This window comes from Paenibacillus sp. V4I9 (assembly GCF_030817295.1).
Classification (GTDB): domain Bacteria; phylum Bacillota; class Bacilli; order Paenibacillales; family NBRC-103111; genus Paenibacillus_E.
Genome location: NZ_JAUSZE010000001.1, coordinates 5,965,209 through 5,987,333, shown reverse-complemented (window position 1 = coordinate 5,987,333; position 22,125 = coordinate 5,965,209). Strand labels below are relative to the sequence as shown.

Annotated in this window: 18 protein-coding genes and 1 pseudogene; 13 read left to right on the top strand and 6 right to left on the bottom strand. The window is 44.2% G+C overall.

Annotation, left to right across the window (positions count from 1 at the left end; genetic code table 11):
* Positions 1 to 6: 6 nt before the first annotated feature.
* A complete protein-coding gene (locus QFZ81_RS27645) occupies positions 7 to 774 on the top strand; it encodes a Cof-type HAD-IIB family hydrolase (protein ID WP_307439423.1) in 768 nt (255 codons plus the stop codon).
* Between the two features lie 168 nt (positions 775 to 942).
* Here the strand turns inward: QFZ81_RS27645 and QFZ81_RS27640 are convergent.
* Positions 943 to 1,113, bottom strand: a pseudogene (locus tag QFZ81_RS27640) (IS5/IS1182 family transposase); the annotation flags it as partial.
* A gap of 101 nt (positions 1,114 to 1,214) precedes the next feature.
* Here QFZ81_RS27640 and QFZ81_RS27635 point away from each other — a divergent pair.
* From QFZ81_RS27635 to QFZ81_RS27610, 6 genes are all read left to right on the top strand, one after another.
* Positions 1,215 to 3,533, top strand: coding sequence for a helix-turn-helix domain-containing protein (locus QFZ81_RS27635; protein WP_307605460.1), 2,319 nt, complete (start codon positions 1,215 to 1,217; stop codon positions 3,531 to 3,533).
* Between the two features lie 196 nt (positions 3,534 to 3,729).
* Positions 3,730 to 5,364 carry an extracellular solute-binding protein gene (locus QFZ81_RS27630; RefSeq protein ID WP_307605459.1) on the top strand — a complete coding sequence of 545 codons (1,635 nt, stop codon included), beginning with the start codon at positions 3,730 to 3,732 and terminating at the stop codon, positions 5,362 to 5,364.
* Between the two features lie 108 nt (positions 5,365 to 5,472).
* The gene (locus tag QFZ81_RS27625; RefSeq protein WP_307439430.1) at positions 5,473 to 6,429 is read left to right on the top strand and encodes an ABC transporter permease; all 957 of its coding nucleotides are present in this window, start codon (positions 5,473 to 5,475) and stop codon (positions 6,427 to 6,429) included.
* A 15-nt stretch (positions 6,430 to 6,444) separates the two neighbouring features.
* Positions 6,445 to 7,323, top strand: coding sequence for a carbohydrate ABC transporter permease (locus QFZ81_RS27620; RefSeq protein WP_307439433.1), 879 nt, complete (start codon positions 6,445 to 6,447; stop codon positions 7,321 to 7,323).
* A gap of 14 nt (positions 7,324 to 7,337) precedes the next feature.
* Positions 7,338 to 9,536, top strand: coding sequence for a glycosyl hydrolase family 95 catalytic domain-containing protein (locus QFZ81_RS27615; protein WP_307439434.1), 2,199 nt, complete (start codon positions 7,338 to 7,340; stop codon positions 9,534 to 9,536).
* A 30-nt stretch (positions 9,537 to 9,566) separates the two neighbouring features.
* On the top strand, positions 9,567 to 10,202 hold the full coding sequence (locus QFZ81_RS27610) for an SGNH/GDSL hydrolase family protein (protein WP_307439436.1): 636 nt from the start codon (positions 9,567 to 9,569) through the stop codon (positions 10,200 to 10,202).
* A gap of 114 nt (positions 10,203 to 10,316) precedes the next feature.
* On the opposite strand, the gene QFZ81_RS27605 is transcribed toward QFZ81_RS27610, so the two are convergent.
* Positions 10,317 to 11,030: a response regulator transcription factor gene (locus QFZ81_RS27605; protein ID WP_047677301.1), complete on the bottom strand. Its 714-nt coding sequence runs from the start codon at positions 11,028 to 11,030 to the stop codon at positions 10,317 to 10,319.
* Positions 11,031 to 11,173: 143 nt separating this feature from the next.
* Between QFZ81_RS27605 and trmL the strand changes: the two genes are divergently transcribed.
* Together trmL and QFZ81_RS27595 are read left to right on the top strand one after the other, a co-directional pair.
* Positions 11,174 to 11,638 (top strand): tRNA (uridine(34)/cytosine(34)/5-carboxymethylaminomethyluridine(34)-2'-O)-methyltransferase TrmL, encoded by a 465-nt coding sequence (gene trmL, locus QFZ81_RS27600; RefSeq protein WP_171691913.1) that lies wholly within the window; start codon positions 11,174 to 11,176, stop codon positions 11,636 to 11,638.
* Positions 11,639 to 11,821: 183 nt separating this feature from the next.
* On the top strand, positions 11,822 to 12,076 hold the full coding sequence (locus tag QFZ81_RS27595; protein WP_047677456.1) for an AbrB/MazE/SpoVT family DNA-binding domain-containing protein: 255 nt from the start codon (positions 11,822 to 11,824) through the stop codon (positions 12,074 to 12,076).
* Positions 12,077 to 12,384: 308 nt separating this feature from the next.
* Here the strand turns inward: QFZ81_RS27595 and QFZ81_RS27590 are convergent, their stop codons facing one another.
* The 4 genes from QFZ81_RS27590 to QFZ81_RS27575 are packed head-to-tail and all read right to left on the bottom strand — an operon-like array spanning position 12,385 to position 17,390.
* Positions 12,385 to 13,458 (bottom strand): phosphodiester glycosidase family protein, encoded by a 1,074-nt coding sequence (locus tag QFZ81_RS27590; RefSeq protein ID WP_307439441.1) that lies wholly within the window; start codon positions 13,456 to 13,458, stop codon positions 12,385 to 12,387.
* Positions 13,458 to 13,892, bottom strand: coding sequence for a hypothetical protein (locus QFZ81_RS27585; RefSeq protein WP_047677233.1), 435 nt, complete (start codon positions 13,890 to 13,892; stop codon positions 13,458 to 13,460). The genes QFZ81_RS27590 and QFZ81_RS27585 overlap by 1 nt, the downstream gene beginning before the upstream one ends.
* A 52-nt stretch (positions 13,893 to 13,944) precedes the next feature.
* Positions 13,945 to 15,573 carry a response regulator gene (locus QFZ81_RS27580; protein WP_307605458.1) on the bottom strand — a complete coding sequence of 543 codons (1,629 nt, stop codon included), beginning with the start codon at positions 15,571 to 15,573 and terminating at the stop codon, positions 13,945 to 13,947.
* Positions 15,570 to 17,390 (bottom strand): sensor histidine kinase, encoded by a 1,821-nt coding sequence (locus QFZ81_RS27575; RefSeq protein WP_307439446.1) that lies wholly within the window; start codon positions 17,388 to 17,390, stop codon positions 15,570 to 15,572. Before QFZ81_RS27575 ends, QFZ81_RS27580 begins: the two co-directional genes overlap by 4 nt.
* 158 nt (positions 17,391 to 17,548) lie before the next feature.
* Between QFZ81_RS27575 and QFZ81_RS27570 the strand changes: the two genes are divergently transcribed.
* The 4 genes from QFZ81_RS27570 to QFZ81_RS27555 all read left to right on the top strand — a co-directional run bounded on the left by QFZ81_RS27570 (position 17,549) and on the right by QFZ81_RS27555 (position 22,083).
* Complete coding sequence (locus QFZ81_RS27570; protein WP_307439448.1) at positions 17,549 to 18,433, top strand: carbohydrate ABC transporter permease; 885 nt, start codon at positions 17,549 to 17,551, stop codon at positions 18,431 to 18,433.
* On the top strand, positions 18,433 to 19,269 hold the full coding sequence (locus tag QFZ81_RS27565; RefSeq protein WP_307439450.1) for a carbohydrate ABC transporter permease: 837 nt from the start codon (positions 18,433 to 18,435) through the stop codon (positions 19,267 to 19,269). Before QFZ81_RS27570 ends, QFZ81_RS27565 begins: the two co-directional genes overlap by 1 nt.
* A 160-nt stretch (positions 19,270 to 19,429) precedes the next feature.
* Entirely contained in the window at positions 19,430 to 20,749 is a 1,320-nt protein-coding gene (locus QFZ81_RS27560) for an ABC transporter substrate-binding protein (RefSeq protein WP_307439452.1), read from the top strand.
* 101 nt (positions 20,750 to 20,850) lie between these two features.
* Entirely contained in the window at positions 20,851 to 22,083 is a 1,233-nt protein-coding gene (locus QFZ81_RS27555; RefSeq protein ID WP_307439453.1) for an MFS transporter, read from the top strand.
* Positions 22,084 to 22,125: the final 42 nt, after the last annotated feature.

The following is a 22,125-nucleotide window of genomic DNA, read 5'->3' as shown; positions in this document are numbered from 1 at the left end:
CGAGGAATGACGGATTATAAATTGCTTGCTTTGGATGTGGACGGCACGCTGCTTACCGACGATAAGCAGGTGACGGAAGAAACGAAGAAGTGGCTGCGAAAGGCAGTGGACCATGGGGTAACCGTAATGTTCTCCACGGGCCGGGGTGTGCAGACCGCCAGCCATTTTTGGGAGGAGCTGGAGCTCGATTCCCCGATGGTCTTGTTGAACGGTGCGGAAATCTGGGAAGGGCCGGGCCGATTGATGGCCCGCACCCATTTGCCCCGCGCAACGGTTCGCCGGTTACATGAGCTGGCTCTCCGCGAGGATGCGCATTTCTGGGGCTATTCCGTGGAGAGCTTGTCCAGCCGACGCAATTGGAGCGAAGAGCTGTTTGAAACCGACTGGATGAAGTTCGGCATGAAGCATGACGATTTGGCGGTAGTCGCGCGCATCCGTGAGGAGCTGCTCGGTTGGGGCGGGCTGGAGATTACTGCTTCCGCACCGGTCAATGTGGAGATCTCCGTCCAGGGGATCACCAAGGAAAGCGGCGTACGGGAGGTTTGTCGGCTGCTCGGCATCGACATGACGCAGGTTTTAGCAGTCGGAGACAGCGAGAACGACGTGCAGATGCTGCAGGCTGCGGGGCTCGGCGTAGCAATGGGCAACGCCGAAGAGCATGTCAAGGCGATTGCTGATGCCGTCACCGCCTCCAACAACGAGGATGGTGTCGCCATGGCGGTGCAAAAATTTATTTTCGGCCTGGACGTAGCCGAGTGCCGGTCGATTGTATAAAGATCGGCACATTCAGCTAAAACCAGCAAACCCTTGAGGAGGCCGCTGAAGAACTCTCATGTTTTTCAGAATTTCAAAATTTACTAAACAAAAAGACGACTCATTTCCATTTTTTGAATGGATGGAGCCGTCTTTTTTAAAAGAATAAGAAAGTATAAGTTCCATGCGAAATTTATTTTTCATGGATTCATCTATCTTGTAGACAGCTTTCCGAAGTTTCTTGGTGCGGTCCATCAGGATTTCTTTCTGAGCCTTCTGATTGTAACGAGCTTTGGTATGCGTGGCATCCTTTTCGACGGATTTATGGATCATCAGATCTAATAGGTTAAGGTCCTTTAATATATAAGTACTTATCGAGTGTTGAAATAACTTCAATCCTCCCATATTTTCTGTATAATGGTGGTGAAAGCAGTTACAACATGGCGATGAGGGGTAATCCAATGAGTCTTGCTCGAATCCGGTTCAACAAACGCAGTGTTATCGTTACGTGGCTCATTTCTTATATCTCTGTACTTCTTATCCCGATTATGATTAGTGGGATTCTATACGCAGCTGCCTGGCATGTCGTGGAATCGGAAGTCAACCGTGCGAACAATTCAGCCCTGGAGCAGATGGAGCAAGCGATCGATAACAGCCTTCGCGGTATTGAACGGTTAAGCTTGGAAATCGCTTTGAGTAAATTGGTAACCGGTTTCATGAATACGGTGAAGCCATTGACGGATAGCGACTATTACGATTTGGTCAGCATTGCCAACGATCTGCGGGTGTATCAGACAGCGAATGATTTTATTGAACAAATCTACATCTACTACCGGAATAGCGACACGGTTATATCCACACGTGATCACACGAACAGCCGTATGTTGTTCGAAAAGATCCGCGAGAAAGACGGGATGAGCTACGAGGAATGGGCGAAGTTTTTTGATAAGCCTTATATCCAGGAGTATGCACCCATTACGTTTCGGGAAGATGGCCATTCAGTCAAAGCCGTGATGTATGCCAAATCCGTCATACTCGCCAATCCGGATCATCCAGGCGCGGTCATTTTATTTGTCATTAAGGATTCCAAATTGCTTGATAATATCCCATCCACTTCGGATAAAACCTCCATAGCAGTGCTGGATAAGGAAAACCGTCTAGTTGCCTCGACCGGTTTTGAATCTAGATCAGACTTTCTCGATTACGACAAGCTTTCCGGGAAAAATGGGATGTTTATCGGCGCGGATTCCGGTAAAAAGGCAGCTGTTTCCTATATCACCTCTGGCAGCACAGGGTGGAAATACATATCAACGATTCCCGCCGAATTATTTGACGACAAGATGAAATACATGAAGAAGCTGATTTACGCCAGTGTGATTTTGAGCCTTATCATGGGCGGACTTGTCACTTATCTCTTTTTGAGAAAAAATTACAACCCAATCAACTTACTGATTCGGAGCTTTTCCGTGAAATCAGGCATATCCTTTCATGAAGGCTCGAACGAGTACGGATTTTTACAGGATGCGTTGAATAATACGTTCGCAGAAAAAGAACAGATTGATAGGCGGCTGCATCAGCATCGAGATGCCATTCGTTCGCATTTTCTCCAGGGGCTGCTGAAAGGCCGTTTGGAACAAAATGTCCCGATACACGAATCGCTTGCAGCCCACGATATTCGTCTGGAATCGCCGTATTTTGCTGTTCTGTTATTCCACATCGAGCATTTCGGCAAGTTTGAGATCGATGAGTATGCCGCTCCCGAGAAGGTGAGGATGCTGCACTTCATTATTATGAACGTCGCTGAAGAAGTGATCGGTCATTACAATCGGGCCTTCATTACAGAAGTAGACAATATGCAAGCGTGCATAGTGAATTTTGGGACAGATCCGGATTCGGAAGAGTTGAAGCGTATTGCCGAGCAGGTGAAGTCATTCTTGCTGGACCATTTCCATGTCAATTTGACTGTGGCGATCAGCGGCATCCACCAGGAGCTGTATGGGATCTCTACAGCTTACCAGCAAACCTTGGCAGCTTTGGAGTACCGGCTCGTTATGGGGAGCGGGGAAATTATTGGGTACGATGATTTACCGAGTTCAGAAACGGTTAGGCCATCCAGAAATTATTACTATCCATTGCCTGTAGAGCATCAGCTGATCAATTTTGTGAAATCGGGCAATTTCGAGAAATCGAGTGCAATCATAGGTGAAATCATCGAGATTAACGTATCGGATGCGTCCTTGTCCGTACCGTTCGCCAAGTGCCTCATGTTCGATTTGATAAGTACGCTGCTGAAAACGATGGATGAAATTGGTACGAGCAGCAATCATCGGGCGTTAATCGTAAAAACGGATCAAATCGACCGATTAATGAGCAGTTCAACCATCAAAGAAATGAAGGTACAGATTCGAGAAGTGCTGAGTCAGGTGTGCCAATTCATTCAAGAAGACCGTCAACAGGAGCACAACCAACTTAGCCAGCAGGTCACCCGGTATGTTAAAAGCAATTACGCCGAGGAGAATCTGAACATCTCGATGGTGGGCGATAAGTTCGGGTTAACGCCTTCCTATTTATCCAAACAGTTCAAAGCACAGACGGGCGAAGCCTTGCTTGATTTTATCAGCAGAACCCGATTAGAAGAAGCAAAACGGCTGCTTTCTCTTCAAGTCTTATCTGTCACAGATATTGCGAAAAAAGTCGGATACTCCGACATGAATACGTTCAATCGGATTTTCAAGAAATTCGAGGGTATCACACCGGGCAAATTTAAAGATATCCAATGACATAATTGGAGCCGTTCAAGCATGCTTGCGCGGCTTTTCCGTTTTTACATAGCGATTGCGTAAATTGAAGGTTGATTTTTATCGATTTTGATGATGCAGTTTCGGTTTTAACGATATCCGGTACATGGTTTTCGTTACATAATGAAACCACGGTGCACCGAAGTGCATAGAAGCAATTCATACGAGGGGGATTTACATGGGGAAATATGTGAACAAGAAGTCTATTAGTATGGTATTAAGTGTTGTAGTGGCATCTAGTGTGTTTGTTGGTTGTTCCAAACAAGGGGTTGTTGAAAGCACGACTTCACCAAAAGGTTCTGCTGCACCAACAGCGGCGGGAGCTAAGTATCCAATTAGCACCCAAGAAACGTTAACGTCTTGGGAGCAGATCGACACGAACTTGGCATCTTTTGTACCTAATCTGGCTGAATCTCCTTTTGGGATGCAGCTTGAAAAAGAAACCGGTGTGAAAGTGAAGTATACACATCCGGCTGACGGGCAATCGAAGGAGCAGTTCAATCTGATGATTGCATCCAATAAATTACCGGATGTTATTGAATACAACTGGGGCGGAGGCGGGACTGCCGCTTATCCAGGCGGACCTGAGAAAGCGATTGCGGATAAAGTCATTCTTCCACTCAACGATTTGATTGACAAGAATGCACCAAACTTAAAGAAATTACTTCAACAAGACAAAGAATTAGATAAGATGATCAAAACAGATAGCGGTAAATATTACGCATTTCCGATGATTCGTCCCGACAATGGGTTAGTGTTCCGAGGACCGATGATCCGTAAAGACTGGCTGGATGAATTGAATCTTCAGGTTCCAAAGACGATCGATGAATGGTATACGGTGTTAAAAGCCTTCAAAGAAAAGAAAGGCGCTTCCGCACCATTTACCGCCCAATATAGTAGTGAGCTTAACATTCAGGACGCATTCATTGGCGCCTTCAAAACGGCCAATAAATTCTATATCGATGATCAAGGCAAAGTCAGATACGGTCCAATCGATCCGCAGTTTAAAGATGCTTTGACCTTGCTGCGTAAATGGTATGCGGAAGGGCTGCTTGATAAAGACTTTGCCCTTAACACGGATTCCAAAGCGTTGGACAACAAATTAATGAGTGACAGTTCTGGGGCAACGGTAGGTCTATTGAGCGGAGGTATGGGCAGATGGATGGATACCGGGAAGAAGAAAAACCCGAAATTCCAACTGGTTGCAGCTCCATATCCGACATTGAAGCAAGGGGAACGCGCTTTTATCGGACAGCGTGACTTCAAGTACAATCCGGTTGCCAGCAAAGCGGTAACAGGCGATTCGAAGAATGCAGAGCTTGCAGTTAAATGGTTGGATTATGCTTATGGTGAAAAAGGCAGCCTGTTGTTCAACTTCGGTATTGAAGGAGACAGCTACAAGATGGAAAACAATGTCCCTAAGTTTAGCGAAAAAATTACTAAAAATGAAAAGTTTAATCTGCAACAAATGGTATCTCAATATACGAAACCGAATGGCCCTTTTCTAGGTGACGTTCGAAAAAGCTTCAACACTTTCAAGGAGCAGGATGAAGCGATTAAAATTTGGGGCGAAACGGACGCGGTTAAGCATGTAATGCCACTTTTCATAACTCCGACGATAGAGGAAAGTAAAGAATTGGCCAAATTGAATACGGCGATTACCAGCTATAAAGAAGAAATGTTCGTGAAATTCATCATGGGCAAGGAACCCGTCGAGAAGTTCGATGAGTATGTAAAACGCATTAATGAAATGGGTATCGATAAGGTCACGAAAATTTATCAGGATGCGCTTGACCGCTACAACAAAAGATAAAAAACTTAATGGTGTCTTGCAGGTGAATACGGAATACTAGGTCTCTTTACTAAGCGGCTTGTATTCACCTGCAAGGAATTAGCCCAAGGATAGAGAGGGAGCAGAGAAATGAATACAATCAGTCCTGAAACGGCCATTCCCTTCATACCGAAAAAGAGATCCCGACTAGGGATATTGATCGATATCCGTAAAAATAAACTGCTTTATGTGATGCTCTTTCCGGTGCTGCTTTATTATGTGATCTTCCATTATGGACCGATGTATGGTGCTATTATCGCCTTTAAGGATTTTTCTCCACGCCTTGGCATTTGGGGGAGCGATTGGGTAGGCTTTGAGCATTTTCAAGCCTTCTTTACCGGACCTTATTTCTGGAGGACAATAAAAAACACAGTACTTATCAGCTTCTATCAGCTATTGTTCGGATTCCCGGCACCGATCGTGCTAGCACTTCTTCTCAATGAAGTGAGACATGCCTTATTTAAACGCACGGTGCAGACCATTACGTATATGCCTCATTTCATTTCACTAGTTGTCATCTGCGGCATCATCAAAGATTTCACCGTCAGCGACGGCGTAATGAATGACGTGATTGTCTTTTTCGGAGGGGAACGTACGACATTTTTACTTGAACCGAGCTTTTTCCGTTCCGTCTATGTATCCTCGGGTGTGTGGCAGCATATCGGTTGGGGAACGATCATCTTTTTGGCGGCTTTGACCGGCATTGATCAGGAGCAATATGAAGCGGCTAAAATAGACGGCGCAGGCAGGTGGAAGCAGATGACGAATGTGACACTTCCCGGCTTAATGCCGACGATCATCATTCTGCTCATTTTAGAGATCGGAAAAATGATGAACGTCGGGTTCGAAAAGATCATTTTGCTTTATAATCCAGGCACTTATGAAACGGCGGATGTGGTATCTTCTTACGTGTACCGGGTTGGTTTACAAGATTTCAATTATAGCTTCAGCTCGGCGGTTGGCTTGTTTAATTCGATGATCAATTTTATTCTGCTCATTTGTTCCAACTGGTTAAGCCGTAAATTAAATGATACTAGCTTGTGGTAGAAAGGAGGCATAGTCATGCTGAACCGGGTAACATTTTCAGAAAAAAGCTTCGATTCCATCAATTTGATTTTCTTGACTTTCCTGATGATCATTACGATATATCCTATTGTTTATGTGGCATTTGGCTCCATTAGTGACGCTGGAGCTTTGATGGGGCACAAAGGCATTTTGTGGCGGCCGCTCGGCTTTTCACTGGATGCTTACACAAATGTGTTTCGAAACCCCATGATCCTGAAAGGATACGGGAATACGTTTTTTGTTGTGCTGGTGGGTCTGTTTTTCAATATCGTGCTTACAGCATTCGGGGCCTATGCGTTATCAAGGAAAAGCTTGGCCTACCGTAAACCGCTTCTGCTGTTTATCGTGTTTACCATGTTTTTCAGCGGTGGATTGATTCCTCTCTATTTGACGATTAAAGGAGTTGGATTGGTCGATTCGTTGTGGGCGCTCATTATTCCTCAAGCGATTAACACCTTTAATCTCATTCTGATGAAAACCGCGTTCGAAGCGATTCCTGATGCGTTGGAGGAGTCGGCTAAAATAGATGGCGCGAATGACTTTGTCATTTTGTTCCGGATCATTTTACCGCTTTCCATGCCGGTTATTGCCGTTATGTTATTGTATTATGGCGTCAGTCATTGGAATTCATGGTTCAATGCTATGATTTTCTTGCAGGACCGATCGCTCTATCCGCTGCAGCTCGTGCTGCGCGAAGTTTTGCTCCAAGGGGAAGCAAGCTCAAACTTAGGGGCTTCGGATGGCGCCTCGGCCATGCTCTCAGTTACATTGAAATACGCGACCATTATTGTGGCAACGGTACCGATTTTGCTTGTATATCCGTTTCTCCAAAAATATTTCGTCAAAGGCGCTCTGATTGGAGCGATTAAAGGATAGAGGAGGCTGCTTCAATGAATGACATAGAATGGGAACATTTTATGGCCGACAATGATATGGAATGGGTTGTGAAGCCTGTCAGTTGGGATGAAGGGGCCTTTATTGGTAATGGTTCGATCGGCGCGATGGTATATGGGGAGGAAAATGCGACAAAACGGCATGTACTCCGTTTTGTCACGGGACGCACAGATGTAACGGCAAACCGGACCGACAAACCGGGCTTCCCTCCACGCGTACCTATTGGTGAGCTTGATCTAGAGATGGAAGGCATGATTTATCATCCGACGAGCATGCGGGTGGACTTATGGAACGCGGAGCTTCGTGCTAATTTGACGACGACCCGTGGCGAGGTAAAGCTTCGTTCCATTGTCCATAGCGAGGAACCGGTTATGGCTGTCGAGATCGAGACATCAGAAGGGGAGAGCGCTACACAGTTTGCGTGGTACGCCTACCTGGAAGTTGATCACGTGCTGAAAAATGCGGATGGCTTCAATTTAAATCAATATATACCTGCGATTGATGTGGAAAAAACGGCAAGAGATGGCGTGAACCTTTGCATTCAGCGATATTCAAGCGAAGATGGGTGCGTGACTGCCTGGAAGGATATCCAAGTGTCGCCGAATCGCCGAATTTGCTTCATATCCGTTATTAAAGGGCATAACGAAGCTGCAATTGGTAAAGCAGTGGATGCGGTTGTTCAAGCCTCTATCGTTGATTTCGATACATGGGTGGGCGTTCACCGTCAGTGGTGGCACAACTATTATCGGCAAAGCTTCATCTCGGTTCCGGATGGGCGGCTCCAAAGCTTCTATTGGATACAAATGTATAAGTTGGCTTCAGCCACACGTGCGGATCAGCCCTTGATCGATAATCAAGGTCCGTGGCTTACTTCAACGCCATGGCCGGGTGTTTGGTTCAATATGAATGTGCAAATGAGTTATTCACCGGTGTATACCGCGAATCGATTGGACATCGGGATGTCGCTGGTTCGCGCTTTAGATGAAAACAGAGAAAATCTAATAAACAACGTTCCGGAGTCCTGCAGGCATGATTCCTCAGGACTTGGTCGCAGCTGCAGCTATGATTTGCTGGCTAAGGTAGATGATGAAGTAGGGAATTTAAACTGGATTTGCCATAATGTGTGGCGGCAGTATCGATACAGCATGGATGATGAGATGCTGAACACCATCTTATTTCCTCTTTTACGTAGAAGTGTGAATTATTATCTTCACATTCTTGAAGAAGGCGATGACGGTAGTTTGCATCTTCCGCCTACCATTTCACCTGAATATGGCTCGTTTATGAAAACGAAGGTACGCGATTCTCATTACGATCTTGCTTTATTACGCTGGGGCTGCCAAACCCTTTTGGAAATATGTCAGCGGCTGACTGTGGAAGATCCGCTTACCGGGAAATGGAAGGAAGTTCTGGAAAGGCTGACTCCGTTACCTGTAGATGAGACGGGATTTATGATTGGACAAGACACGCCTCTAGCATACGGTCACCGACATTTCAGCCATCTGCTTGCGATTTTTCCACTCCATTTGATTGGCTGCGACAATGAAGAGGATCGGAAGCTGATCACAACCTCGCTTCGTCATTGGATCGGGAAGGAAGGCGACTTACGCGGCTTCAGCCTTACTGGGGCGGCATCAATAGCTGCTATTCTCGGTTGGGGAGATGAGGCCTTGCGTTATTTGCAATCGTTGATGTTGATTATTAAACCGAATACAATGTATAAAGAAGCAGGACCTGTTATCGAAACGCCATTTGCCGGTGCAGAAGCGATACACGACATGCTGCTTCAAAGCTGGGGAGGCAAGATACGGGTATTCCCAGCTGTGCCGGGCGAGTGGCAAGATGTGTCTTTCGAAAATTTGCGAACCGAAGGAGCATTTTTAATCAGCGCTGTACGTCGTGACGGTGAAACCCAAATGATTCGAGTGAAGAGTTTGGCCGGGGAGCCGTGTAGCATCAAGACAGGCTGGAACGGAGTAATTCGCTGGACGATATCCGGGACTAAAGTTTCTGAGCATACCGGATATGTAAAAGCGGGTGAAGATGAAATCGTTTTGGATTTGAGCAAGGGGGATGAAGCGATCCTTTCCCGAGGTGCTGAGACGCCTGACGGGCGAATCTTTCCCGTGGAATCACCGCGGAAGGTTGCCCGCTATTTCGGTGGACATAAGCCTTGGCGTCTTTACGGATTTTAATGATTAAATTCAGAGTAGGAGGATGTGCAAATGGGAGTGCCATTCAAGCAAGGCGATATCGTATTATTTCAAGGTGACAGTATTACGGATGCCGGAAGGATTAGAGATAATCCGTCCGATTTGGGCAAAGGGTATGCCTTGATGACGGCAGCCCAGTTCGGTTCTTCTTTTCCGGAAAAACAGGTCACATTCCTGAACCGGGGGATTAGTGGGAATCGAGTGAAGGAACTGCGTTCTCGTTGGGAACAGGATTGTATCGAACTGGGGCCGAGCTGGGTATCGATCTATATCGGTATTAACGACTGCTGGAGACGATATGACAGGAACGATCCTACATCTGCGGAACAATTCGAAGAAGGTTACCGGGAACTGCTTGTCCGTACGAAAGAGGAGCTCAGGGCTAACCTTATTATGATCGAGCCATTCGTACTGCCAGTGCCGGAAGACCGGAAGTTGTGGCGTGAGGATCTCGATCCCAAAATAACTGTCGTCCGGGAGTTAGCACGGGAATTTGGTGCCCTTTTGGTTCCTCTTGACGGTATATTCGCACAGGCCTCGATGCTCGCACCCTCCAGCTACTGGGCGCCAGACGGCGTACACCCGTCACCGGCAGGGCATGCGCTAATAGCCAAAGCTTGGCTTAAGGCAGTCGGGGCGGCACAATAAGTGATTAGCCCTTATATTTGCGTTCATTGTAAATGAAGAAAAGCCCCTGAGTTGTCAGGGGCTTTTCCGTATTGATGCTCCGCCGAATGCGGAAGGGGAAAGGCGAAGAGGCCATTAAGCCAGCGATTCCTTCACAACAGGCTCAGTTAGCTTATAGCCAACGTTCCTGATGGTCATAATATATTCCGGATTGCGTGCGTTGTTCTCAATTTTATCTCTCAAATGAGAGATATGCACATCGACGATTCGGGTATCTCCGAGGAAGTGATAGTCCCAAACCCCATGGAGAAGCTGCTGCCTGCTAAGGACTTTGCCGCGATGCTTACACAGGAAGAGCAGCAGCTCGAATTCCTTAGGTGTAAGTTCAATAGGAGAGCCATTCACCATGACTTCACGTTGATCGGCTTTAATAGCGATTTGACCAATCGTGATGGGCGCATTTTCTGTCGAGGACGGTAAGGTTTGGATTCGCCGATGGATGGCCTGTATACGAGAAATGAGCTCCTGCGGTGAAAAAGGTTTGGTCATATAATCGTCAGCACCGTTATCCAAGCCGGCAATTTTATCCGTGAGATCCTGCATAGCTGTAAGCATAATAATGGGTACGAGGTTATTCTGGTTTCTAAGCTTGCGGCACACTTGGAACCCGTCCATCTTCGGCAGCATTAAATCGAGAACGATGAGATCGGGGCGAAACGTTTGGATGGCATCGAAGACAGCTTCGCCATCGAATACACAATGGACTTCAAAGCCTACAAGCTTCAAGTTGAATTCTATAAGCATGGAAATGGAAGGTTCGTCATCAACAACTAGGATTTTCTTTTTCATCGATGGGTGGACTCCTTTTATCGAGGATAATTCTATTATGACAGCGCTCTATCATCGAGATATTAAGATAAAGTTAACCCTGTGTAAAATTGCATTCCGTATTCGCTTATAATAGGATAGAGAATGAGGTGAATTTGACAGAGATGGCATTTCATATTGTATTAGTAGAACCCGAGATTCCTGCAAACACAGGTAACATTTCCAGAACCTGCGCAGCGACAGGCACGTATCTCCACTTGGTTAGACCACTAGGCTTTCAGACGGATGACAAGACGCTAAAACGCGCTGGATTGGACTATTGGCACTCGGTTAAGCTCGAGTATCATGACTCATTTGATGAGGTGCTGGAGGCATACAAAGAGCATCGTTTTTTCTTTGCGTCAACGAAGGCAACCAAACGTTACACAGATTTTACATTTCAGGATGGAGATTTTTTTGTATTTGGCAAAGAAACCAAAGGACTTCCTGAGGAACTGTTAGCTCAGCATCCCGAAACATTACTGCGGTTGCCAATGTCAGATGCGGTCAGATCGCTTAATTTATCGAATTCGGCAGCGATTATGCTGTATGAGGGCTTGCGGCAGACGGGCTTCGTTGGCCTTGATTAGAGCTTAAGACCTATCAATAGTAGGACTGAGCCGACATATTTGACAGGAAAAGAAAGTTTCAGCATGTTATTAGCAGGAGTTTCTTAAATAACGGCGAATAGTATTCCGTATCAGTCCGTATAGATATGCTAGATGAAGTAGAGAGCATGGAAAACGTGAGCGGAAGAGAGGTGAAGTCCTATGATGAAGCCAGCCGGAGTCGTTCGTAAAGTCGATCAATTGGGACGCATTGTACTGCCTAAGTCGTTAAGAAAGCGATATCAAATGAATGAAGGAGATCCTGTCGAAATTTTGGTGCAGGGTGACCATATCATACTGGAGAGATATCGTCCCAAATGTGTGTTTTGCGGAAGTATGGAAAGTGTCAGTGAATTCAAAGAGCGTTATATTTGCGGCGTATGTGTAACTGAAATGAACTTGCTAAAGGTTAGAGCATAAGAGTAATAAAAGAAAAAGCATCGTTTCTCCTAACGGAGAAGATGCTTTTTTTCTTGTATTTCAATGTTTACAGACCTTTTGTTTTGTCCTCGTTATAGGAAGCCGTCATCATAGCGACGATGAATAATACAAAAACGGTGTTAACGAGCCAAAATGTTGTTGATAAACCAAACATTGCTGCACCTCCATATATAGGGATCTTTTAGCCTGCTAAAAGTCTCTCTGCTTTGGGATCTTTGAGCATAGTTAAGGCTTATTATACCCAACCATTCTAAAAAAAGAAACGAATAAAGTGTGAATAATTTCGGTTATTTAAAAAATAGAAAGTTGGTGGCTAGCGGTCTAAGCTTCCCATCAGATGGCCGATTGATGACGCTGCCCCCCATGACTAAAGTGGTAGAGCCGCCCCCATCCAAGTTATACGCATCCACAATGCCTAATTGCTGCATTTTGTCCTGCAGCTCAGCAAGTGTTGCTCCCGAATTACCGCTTTCGTCATAGCCGTCGGTCACAATAAACAACAGCTGGTCGTGCTTGTAGTTGGCCATGATGGTCCGCGCGGCTCTTGCTGGTGAACTTTGCCACTGATAGGGAATCGACATCTTGTTACCATTCTTCAGGAGAACCGGAACGAAGGTAGATCCCATGAGTGGGTTCAACTTGTCGAGCTCAGACTGAGAACTAAACTTACCGCCAATGAGCTTGCGGTCTTTATTCAGGCCAATGAAGGTCGTATCGTTGTTGGTAGGAAAGAAACCATTCACATACTTCCCATTCATCATTGTTGTGTCCAGCGGATATCGTTTGCCTTTATTGTCATCGGCGAAGCCCCCTGCATTCACACCCGCGATAGCCCCATAACGCGTGACTGCATCTAGCGTTGTCTCACTGGAGCCAATTTTATCCTTGCCGAGCACAAGTTTAATGGCCTTATCGCTCTTAAGGTTTACTTTAAGCGCATAACCTTTATAGTTGCTTTCATTCAAAGCGAAAAGTTTCAAGTCGATATTCCCGGAAGAAGCTTGTCGAATTGGGCTGCCGAGCTTGGCCGTTATCCGTGCATCATAGATAATGCCGGGTTTGGCAGCTTGTTCTGCAGCATTCTGGAGCATAGCCGCTACTTCTGTGGCGCTTTTCTCATAAAGCTCGAAATATTGCTGAATGATGGATTTGGTTTGAACTGCGTCGCTATTCGCTTTGGTCAGCAAGTTATTAAGCGTAAACGTTTCTTGTTGAAAAGTGATTGGCGTAGACGCCTTATGTACCAATGGGTTGATAGGAACATTCGCCGTAACGAAAAGCAGCCAAATTAGCATCCCTAGAAACGGGGCGCTTGCAAGTAGAAGGACGCGGTTGATTTGTTGAATGCTATTTACGTTCATTACTTTAGCACATCCAGATTTTTTTGCAGTTCTTCCAACTTCTTCTTTACGTCGGCAAGCTGTGTATAAAGCTGGTTGCTGTTATCGGTTTTGCTGTTAGCGCTGTCCTTCGTGAAAGCCAGTAATTCATTCAGTGAGTCTACTTTTGTCTGTAAAGCTTTCATATCTGTCGTAACACTATCTTTCAATTGGGTCACTTGCTTCTGATAGTCTTGTTGAACCACTTGCAGTTGTTGCTGGGTTTGCTGTGCGATATCGGTTGCAATTTTTTGCCTCAAATGCTCTGTGTACATCATAGCTGCGGCTACTCCGATTGCGATCAGCATGACCCAACCCACAAACAAGTATACGTACGTTTTCTTTCTTACCTTCGTAGCCTTCGAAGCAGCGCGAGGGAAAGAATTCGCAGTCGTAGTCTCGATGGGCATGTTCATGAAAATCACCTCTGATTACTAGTATAACATATTCCATATTTTTTACAGAATTTTAGATAGAATTCGCCGTTTTTCGATATTCATTTGGGGTGAGTCCCTCTAGTTTTTTGAAAACTTTGCTGAAATATTTCTCGTCCTGATAACCGACCATCTCCGCTACTTGTGAAATCCGAAGATATGGATTGCGCAGCAGGACCTTTGCTTTACTCATGCGAATTTGACCTAAGTAGTCAGAAAGATTTACCTCGAACTCTTGTTTGAATTTCCGTGAGATGTACTCGCGGCTGAGGTAGAATCGATTCGCGATATCCTGAAGCGAGACATCTTCGTGATAGTGCTTCTCAAGGAACTCTGCGATTTCAAAAATAACGCTTTTGTCCTTCTGCTGACTCTCAAGAAGCAGCTTCGACAAGTGAACAATACTCCGAGTGAGTTCCTGCTGCCACAGTGATAGAGATAGGATCCCATGCTCATCAAGCGGAACGATCAAACTGGATGGCTCATCAAGGAGCAGCTGTTTAACCTGATCTTCACTAATGTTATAGAAAAATTGCTGCACCCAACGACGCTTCATCACCCTGTATTCCCGCCACCAATGGTCGAGCTGTTCGAGTGTAATGGCTTCGCTCAGTTTGACGGCGTCCATCCATTCTTGAACCGTTTCTTGAATTTGGTCAATGCTGCCACTGCGAATAGCGAGTTGAATCCGTTCCTCATATTGGCTGAAAGTAAGCGCAGGCTGAACGGTTTTGGCTGTTTTTAATGTACTGTGAATCCATGTTTCCTTGGATTTGAGATTTCGCTGTCTGAGGGCATCACGGGCTTCCTGATAGGATAAAGTCAAATCCGTTGGAAAGGAGTGAGAGCTTCCAATACCGAAGTCCACGCGAGTATGAAGCGCTGTGCGTATACCTTCATTAATTTTTGCGAGAAATGCCTCAGAGCCAGATTGATCCTTCCATAGAAGCAATACAATTTCGTTATCGCTGTTCCAATGGCGGAAAGCATAACCGCGCTGATCGTTAACGAGGAATTCATTACATATGTTAATAAGCGAGAAGAGCAGGAGGTCCAGATTATGACTGAACTTGTTCTTCACACTGCGTTCCATCGTATCTAAGGATAAAATAGCAACACGGCAATCTCGAATAGTCCGAGATAAATGAAGCTCTTTCTCGAGCTGCTCGGCCGCTTGATCATAAGCGGAGGGTTCGGCAATTAAGTTCGATAGCAGCTTGTCCCAGTACATGGGCTTAATTTGGTTCATTTCGATATTCAGTTCTCGATTGGTATGACGAAGCTCCTCATCCTTATTCCAAGCGTGGATGGCTTTATCTAGCGCTTCATTTAACTGCTCGGGATCAATAGGCTTCAATATATAGTCCGTTCCGCCATACTTTAACGTATGGCGAAGTAGAGAGAAGTCGTCATGACCGCTAATAACGATCGTCTTCGAGTCAGGAGCATGCGTATGCAGCCACTCGAGCAATTTTACGCCATTCATAATTGGCATCATCATATCGGTCATAATAATCGCAGGATGATCACGACTTACGATCTCTATGGCCGATTCACCATCTTGGGCTTCTAATATAGTTTCTATGCCGTACTGCTTCCAGTCCACAAGCAGGCGGATGGCATCGCGCACATGTTTCTCATCATCAACAAGTAATACTTTCATTCAAGTGCTCCCTTTTTCATAGGAATATGGATCACAATCCGTAGACCTTGGGGCTGTACATGCTGGGCATCAAGAAATGCATCATCAGTGAAGTACAATTGTACTCTGGTCAGTACATTACTAAGCCCAATACAAGCCTCATCGGTTATCGATGGGGTATTCAGTCTGTTTCTTACTTCGTGGAGCCGGTGCTCGGTTATACCTATTCCGTTATCCTCAACGATGAGTTTCAAGTATTCATCCTCATGAACGATAAGCTTCATTGCTTGAATACGTAATAAGCCCGTAGCTGCACTCGGTTTAAAGCCATGTTTGAAATAGTTTTCGACAAGCGGTTGAAGGATCATCTTGGGTACAGAGATTGCTTTCGTGCTTTCTTCGATCTCGTAAATAACTTCGAATTGGTGCTCGAAGCGCTGCTTTTGCAGTTCGAGATAGGCTTTAATATGATCGATTTCTTTGTGTAAAGGAACGACGGATTCATTCGTGTTCATGCTGTAATGCATCATTTTGGCAAGTGACGAAATCAAAGCATAGACCTTTGGTGCATCATGCTGCAAAGCTAGTGTTCCGATCGATTGGAGCGCGTTATTCAAAAAGTGCGGATTGATCTGAGCTTGAAGTGCCATAAGCTGATTCGATTTGTTTGCAAGCTCAAGACGATATTCACGCATCACCATTTGATTTAAATCCTGCATAAGGCCATGGAATCGATTGGCGAGAATGCCCATTTCATCCGTACGAGTGAGCTCGATATCGGTATTCAATTGGCCTAACTGAACTTGTCCAGCCTGTATGCGTGTGATATAACGAATTAATTGTTTGATAGGCTCTGTAAATTTAATGCTGATATAAATGGTTCCGGCAATGACAATCAACATAAACAGAGTAAGGATCAAAGAATTAATTAAAGTTAACTGTCTGGCATTTTTCGTTAATTGCTCATAGGGAAGCCGCTTCACGATCGTCCAGTTAACATAGTCAGTTTTCATTTTTTCATAAATATTTATCCCCGCATAAGCGCCGTTTTTCCATTCATAGGAACCTTTTTGGAGATCGCTATAAATCGCCTCATTCCCCCAACTTGCTTCAAGAGGTTGTCCCCATTTAGACACATCAGGACCGAACACGATGAACCCCTTATCATCCAGGATATACAGTTCTTCTTGGTCATGGGTGAATAAGCTTTGAGATATTTCAGAGACTAGATTCAGCTGAAGATCAATTATCAGCTCACCAATTGAGATGTTACTTGGGGAGTACATAACTTTACGATGCATAGATAGGACAGGGGTTGGAGCAGAATACACATTAAGTGCAATATTGTAATTATGGCTTGCATGAGTGGTTTCAAAATAAACGGTTTTGTTCTCGGGGAACTGCCGAAGAGATTCATATTTACCGATCGTGCTTCCTTGAATGTCGCTGCTCGCTAAATAAGAACGGTCGCTAACGGAGGCGTAAAGATAAATTTGTTTGATCTCTTTAACCGAATGGGACATGACCTGCAGCCCGCTTTTGATAACCTTATCACTCATGTAGTCGATTTCTCGCTCGGTTTGCAGAATATCGTAAAGATAACCAACAGATGAATACTGACCTGTATAAATCGTAGTAGATGCCTGGACAACACCATTTAAGTAATTCAACAAATTCATTTTTGCTTGAGATATCAGGGCCGAATTATTCGTAATTGTGTCTTCTGTGACTTTGTCCTTGGTGAATATATAAGAAACAACAATGGATGTAGTGAATGGAACTAAGGTCGCAATGAGCAGAAAAAGGATTAATTTATTGCGTATACTATGACGAAACAAGGTGCATCAACTCGGTTTCTTTTTAGACTTTTCACCCTATATTGTAGCAGTAGAGGTCAACAAATTCCACCTAATGCATCACGATAATCTGTGTTTCACGAAGACAAAGGGATTTATACTATAGCTTATAGTTAGATAATCGTAAGGGGGAAATTCCCATGAAAACCAACAAAGGGTTAGCAGGACTTCTACAACAATGGGTGTTTGTCGGACCCGCGCTGATCTTTTTCGCACTCATTGTTGTTACTCCTTTTCTCATGAGTATTTATTATTCATTTACCGAGTGGAATGGTGTGACAACAACCGTGAAGTTCAACGGCCTAGACAATTTCAAACACCTTCTTTTTCATGACACAGACTATCGCAACGCATTCTGGTTTACAACAAGAATCACCGTGACGGATGTCATTCTCACGAATCTTGTCGGGTTTCTTTTGGCGCTCTTGCTCACTCAGGCACTGAAAACCAGAAATGTACTGCGTACTATTTTCTTCATGCCGAATGTTATTGGTGGACTTCTTCTTGGTTTCATTTGGCAGTTTATTTTCGTCAAAGGGTTCGGGACGTTAGGAGAATTGACCAATATTAGTTTTTTCCAACTTCCTTGGTTGGGTGATGCACCTACAGCCTTCTGGGCAATCGCCATCGTTAGTATATGGCAAGGTTCGGGCTACTTAATGATCATTTATATTGCGGCGCTTTCGAATGTGCCCAAAGATATGGTTGAAGCGGCTTATATCGATGGTGCTACGCGATTACAAGTGCTTAAGAACATTATCATTCCACTCATTATGCCGGCTGTTACCGTATGTTTGTTCCTGACAATTTCATGGAACTTCAAGATGTTTGACCTGAACTTTGCCTTGACCAAAGGTGGACCGTTCAACTCAACAGAATCCGTTTCCATCAATATTTATCAGGAAGCGTTCCGGAATAACAACTATGGTTTAGGAACAGCAAAAGCATTAGTATTCTTCGTTGTAGTGGCCATTATTTCGACCATCCAAGTCATGTATACGAAACGCAAGGAGGTTGAAGTTTAATGGAATCGGTCAAAAAATACTCAGGACGATTATTTACACTCGAGGTGCTCGGCATCTTAATAGGACTTTTATTTTTAGTTCCTTTCTACTTCGTCATCGTTAACTCACTTAAAACATTCCCGGAGCTGGCAGCCAGCACTGCGAAGCTTCCGTCAAGCTTATATCTTGACAACTATACGAAGGTATGGACAATCATGAAGTTCCCAAGTGCATTTCTGAACTCTTTCATTATTACTGTGTTCAGTAATGTAGGGCTTGTGTTGATTAGTTCCATGGCCGCTTATCGAATGGTGCGCAAATCAAGTAAATTCAACAACCTTGTATTTATAGCTTTCGTTGCTGCAATGGTTATTCCGTTTCAATCTATCATGATCCCGCTTGTGCGTGTAGCTAATGAAGTTGGACTAATGGATAGCAAGTTCGGCTTGATTATTTGTTATTTCGGATTCGGTGTTTCACTGAACGTCTTCTTGTTCCATGGTTTTATTAAATCCATTCCACTTGAAATTGAAGAGTCAGCCACTGTGGATGGATGCTCGCCGTATGGGGTATTTTGGCGAATTGTTTTCCCTCTGTTAAAGCCGATGTCCACGACAGTCATTATCTTAAACAGTTTATGGATATGGAATGATTATCTGCTGCCTTCACTCGTGTTAAATAGCCCAGAACTGAGAACAATACCTTTAGCAACGTTTTCTTTCTTTGGTCAATATACGAAGCAATGGGATTTGGCCTTGGCTGGTCTAACACTTGGCGTTTTGCCGATCGTTATTTTCTTCTTAGCGATGCAGAAACATATTGTTGAAGGCATAACGGCAGGATCGGTAAAAGGTTAACAGTTTTGCAAATATGTTCAAAATCTTCCACCTTTATGTTCAATATTCTCTGTGTTAAGGGTTTAAGTAAGTGTTTACAATAAACCATGTAAGCTGATGACGAGCTAACGAAACGTTATCAGGGTAAGCTGATTGAAACTAAAAGGGAGGCTTTACCTAAATGAAAAAATTAACAATGATCAGTATGGCGGCTGTACTTTCACTATCTTTAGTTGCCGTTGGCTGCGCGAAGAAAGAAACAGCGCCAACTCCAACAGCAACAACGGGTGGAGCGGCAACAGCAACACCTGCTGCAGGCGGTAAACCAGTTACAATTAAAATGTTCCAATTCAAAGTAGAAATCGCCGATCAACTTGGCAAATTAATTCAAGAATATCAAAAGCAAAATCCTAATGTTAAAATTCAAGTTGATACAGTAGGCGGCGGTGCTGACTACGGGGCAGCATTGCTTGCGAAGTTCAACTCAGGTGACAAACCGGACATTTTCAACAACGGTGGTTTCTCGGATATGGATAAATGGATCGAAAACTTGGAAGATCTTTCCGATCAACCATGGGTTAAGGATCTTGTAGACGTGGCTAAAGAGCCAATGACGAAAAACGGTAAACTATATGGACAACCGCTGAACCTTGAAGGTTATGGTTTCCAATACAATAAAGACTTGTTTACACAAGCTGGCATTACCGAATTACCAAAAACACTTACACAATTAGAAGATGCGGCTAAAAAGCTTCAAGCAAAAGGAATTACACCTTTTGAAACCGGCTATGGCGAGTGGTGGGTACTGGGTAACCACTTCGTAAACCTTCCGTTTGCTTACCAAAAGGATCCGAATGCCTTCATTGATGGCTTGAACAAAGGAACAGCAAAAATTCCGGGTAACGAAGTATTTAACCAATGGACAAAACTGTTTGATCTACAGTTGAAATACGGTAACAAAAATCCGCTTCAAACAGATTACAATACACAAGTAACTGACTTTGCTACAGGTAAAGCAGCAATGACGCAGCAAGGTAACTGGACACAAGTTCAAATCACAAAAACAAACCCGAACATCAAAATTGGCTTCTTGCCAATGCCGATCAACGATGACGCTGCAGCGAACGATAAATTGTTCGTTGGTGTACCAAACAACTGGGTTATCAACAAAAACTCTGCTGTGAAAGACGAAGCGAAGAAATTCTTGAACTGGATGGTAAGTTCCGATATCGGTAAGAAATACATTACGGAAGAATTCAAATTCATTCCTGCATTCAAATCCATTCCTGCTGACGAGAAAGTTTTAGGACCTTTGGCAGCTGACATTATCGCTTACAGCAAAGCTGGTAAAACACTTAGCTGGAACTGGTTCAAATTCCCAGGCGGCGAAGCTTCTAGTAAAAAATTCGGCGATATTATGCAAGGTTATGTAGCGAAGAAGTATACGAAGGATCAAATGCTGGAGGAATTCCAGAAAACTTGGGATAGCCTTAAGAAGTAACTCAATAATGGGTGGTAATAAAGCCTCAGCGCCAATGCTGAGGCTTTTTGCTGTTTAACAGAAAAGGAATAGGCTGTTACAATAAAGAAGACTGGAGGTCTATGATGATAATAAGAATCAGGTCTTGGCTGCATAGCAGAGGAAATTCACTTCCGCGTGAGAAGCAATTGTCGCGTGAGGCCGTAATTTCATTAATTATTCATTCTATTTTTCAGTTTGGAGCTTCCATGTCGGGCGTGTTCTTAAACTTATACTTATGGCGGTTAACGCACAGTGTCGTAGTGAATGGTACATACAGCATGATCGTTTTCATCTTAACACCGATTGGCTTTGCGCTTGGTGGTCTCATGATTAAGAAGAAAGACCGAATGGTATCGTATCGTCTAGGTATCATGCTCATAGGTCTTTTCTATTTGAGCGTCATTCTAGCACAAGAGAAACTGGTCGAGTATTATATCCTATTTGCTATTTTTAATGGTCTTGCAGGTGCTTTTTACTGGGTAGGTTATTTAACCCTGATGTATGATGTCTCTAACGAACAGAACCGGATTCGGTATCTTGCATTTAATATGATTTTTTTCACAGCAGCAACCTTAGCGGGACCGGCGCTTGCCGGTTTCATTATCCGATTAAAAGAAGGACTTAGCGGTTACACCATCGTCTTCTCAATCGCATTCTGTATGTTCTTGCTAGCGGCGCTGATTTCATTGAAAATTAAAGCTTCAAGCGGGCATCATAGAGTTTATTACTTGAAGATGACTGGTCTTATAATGAAGAAAGAACGTGACTGGTTGAAAGCGTTGTTTGGATTTTTGGGAATGGGTTTGCTCCAAGGGACGATGCTTTTCTTACCGAATATTCTACTGTTCAAAGTGATGCCGCGTGAAGATATTGTGGGCTATCTCGGTGTATTATACTCAAGTCTATCGATCGTAATGGGCATTTTTATATCTAAATATGCAAACGCTAGTAAAGCTCGTCTTTATTTAGCCATATCAACACTCGGCTACCTCATTGGTGTATCTTTTTTACTAGGAAATGTTAATGTGTGGACGGTTGTAAGTTTTATGATTTTGCATTCTATCTTCGCGCCGCTGCAAGGGAATACAATGACTGGCTATTATTATGGCCTCATTGCGAAGCTGCCGCTTAAAGGCCAATTGAAAGTAGAAAGTGTGGTTGTTCGGGAGTTTTTCTTGAATGTTGGACGTGTGATTTCAATTACCTGTTTAATCTCGTTTGGCAGTGATTTGGATGGGGGCTGGATTCCATGGATTTTAATGATGGCAGCGATGTCACAAATGGCCCTTGTATGGTCGATTAAGAATCAGTGAGCTGAGCATGAAAGCGCGTTAACTCGGATATCCTAGGAAGTA

Coding starts and splice junctions, on each gene's coding strand:
- QFZ81_RS27645 (WP_307439423.1), top strand. CDS start 7: ATGACGGATTATAAATTGCTTGCTTTGGATGTGGACGGCACGCTGCTT.
- QFZ81_RS27635 (WP_307605460.1), top strand. CDS start 1,215: ATGAGTCTTGCTCGAATCCGGTTCAACAAACGCAGTGTTATCGTTACG.
- QFZ81_RS27630 (WP_307605459.1), top strand. CDS start 3,730: ATGGGGAAATATGTGAACAAGAAGTCTATTAGTATGGTATTAAGTGTT.
- QFZ81_RS27625 (WP_307439430.1), top strand. CDS start 5,473: ATGAATACAATCAGTCCTGAAACGGCCATTCCCTTCATACCGAAAAAG.
- QFZ81_RS27620 (WP_307439433.1), top strand. CDS start 6,445: ATGCTGAACCGGGTAACATTTTCAGAAAAAAGCTTCGATTCCATCAAT.
- QFZ81_RS27615 (WP_307439434.1), top strand. CDS start 7,338: ATGAATGACATAGAATGGGAACATTTTATGGCCGACAATGATATGGAA.
- QFZ81_RS27610 (WP_307439436.1), top strand. CDS start 9,567: ATGGGAGTGCCATTCAAGCAAGGCGATATCGTATTATTTCAAGGTGAC.
- QFZ81_RS27605 (WP_047677301.1), bottom strand. CDS start 11,030: ATGAAAAAGAAAATCCTAGTTGTTGATGACGAACCTTCCATTTCCATG.
- trmL (WP_171691913.1), top strand. CDS start 11,174: ATGGCATTTCATATTGTATTAGTAGAACCCGAGATTCCTGCAAACACA.
- QFZ81_RS27595 (WP_047677456.1), top strand. CDS start 11,822: ATGAAGCCAGCCGGAGTCGTTCGTAAAGTCGATCAATTGGGACGCATT.
- QFZ81_RS27590 (WP_307439441.1), bottom strand. CDS start 13,458: ATGAACGTAAATAGCATTCAACAAATCAACCGCGTCCTTCTACTTGCA.
- QFZ81_RS27585 (WP_047677233.1), bottom strand. CDS start 13,892: ATGAACATGCCCATCGAGACTACGACTGCGAATTCTTTCCCTCGCGCT.
- QFZ81_RS27580 (WP_307605458.1), bottom strand. CDS start 15,573: ATGAAAGTATTACTTGTTGATGATGAGAAACATGTGCGCGATGCCATC.
- QFZ81_RS27570 (WP_307439448.1), top strand. CDS start 17,549: ATGAAAACCAACAAAGGGTTAGCAGGACTTCTACAACAATGGGTGTTT.
- QFZ81_RS27565 (WP_307439450.1), top strand. CDS start 18,433: ATGGAATCGGTCAAAAAATACTCAGGACGATTATTTACACTCGAGGTG.
- QFZ81_RS27560 (WP_307439452.1), top strand. CDS start 19,430: ATGAAAAAATTAACAATGATCAGTATGGCGGCTGTACTTTCACTATCT.
- QFZ81_RS27555 (WP_307439453.1), top strand. CDS start 20,851: ATGATGATAATAAGAATCAGGTCTTGGCTGCATAGCAGAGGAAATTCA.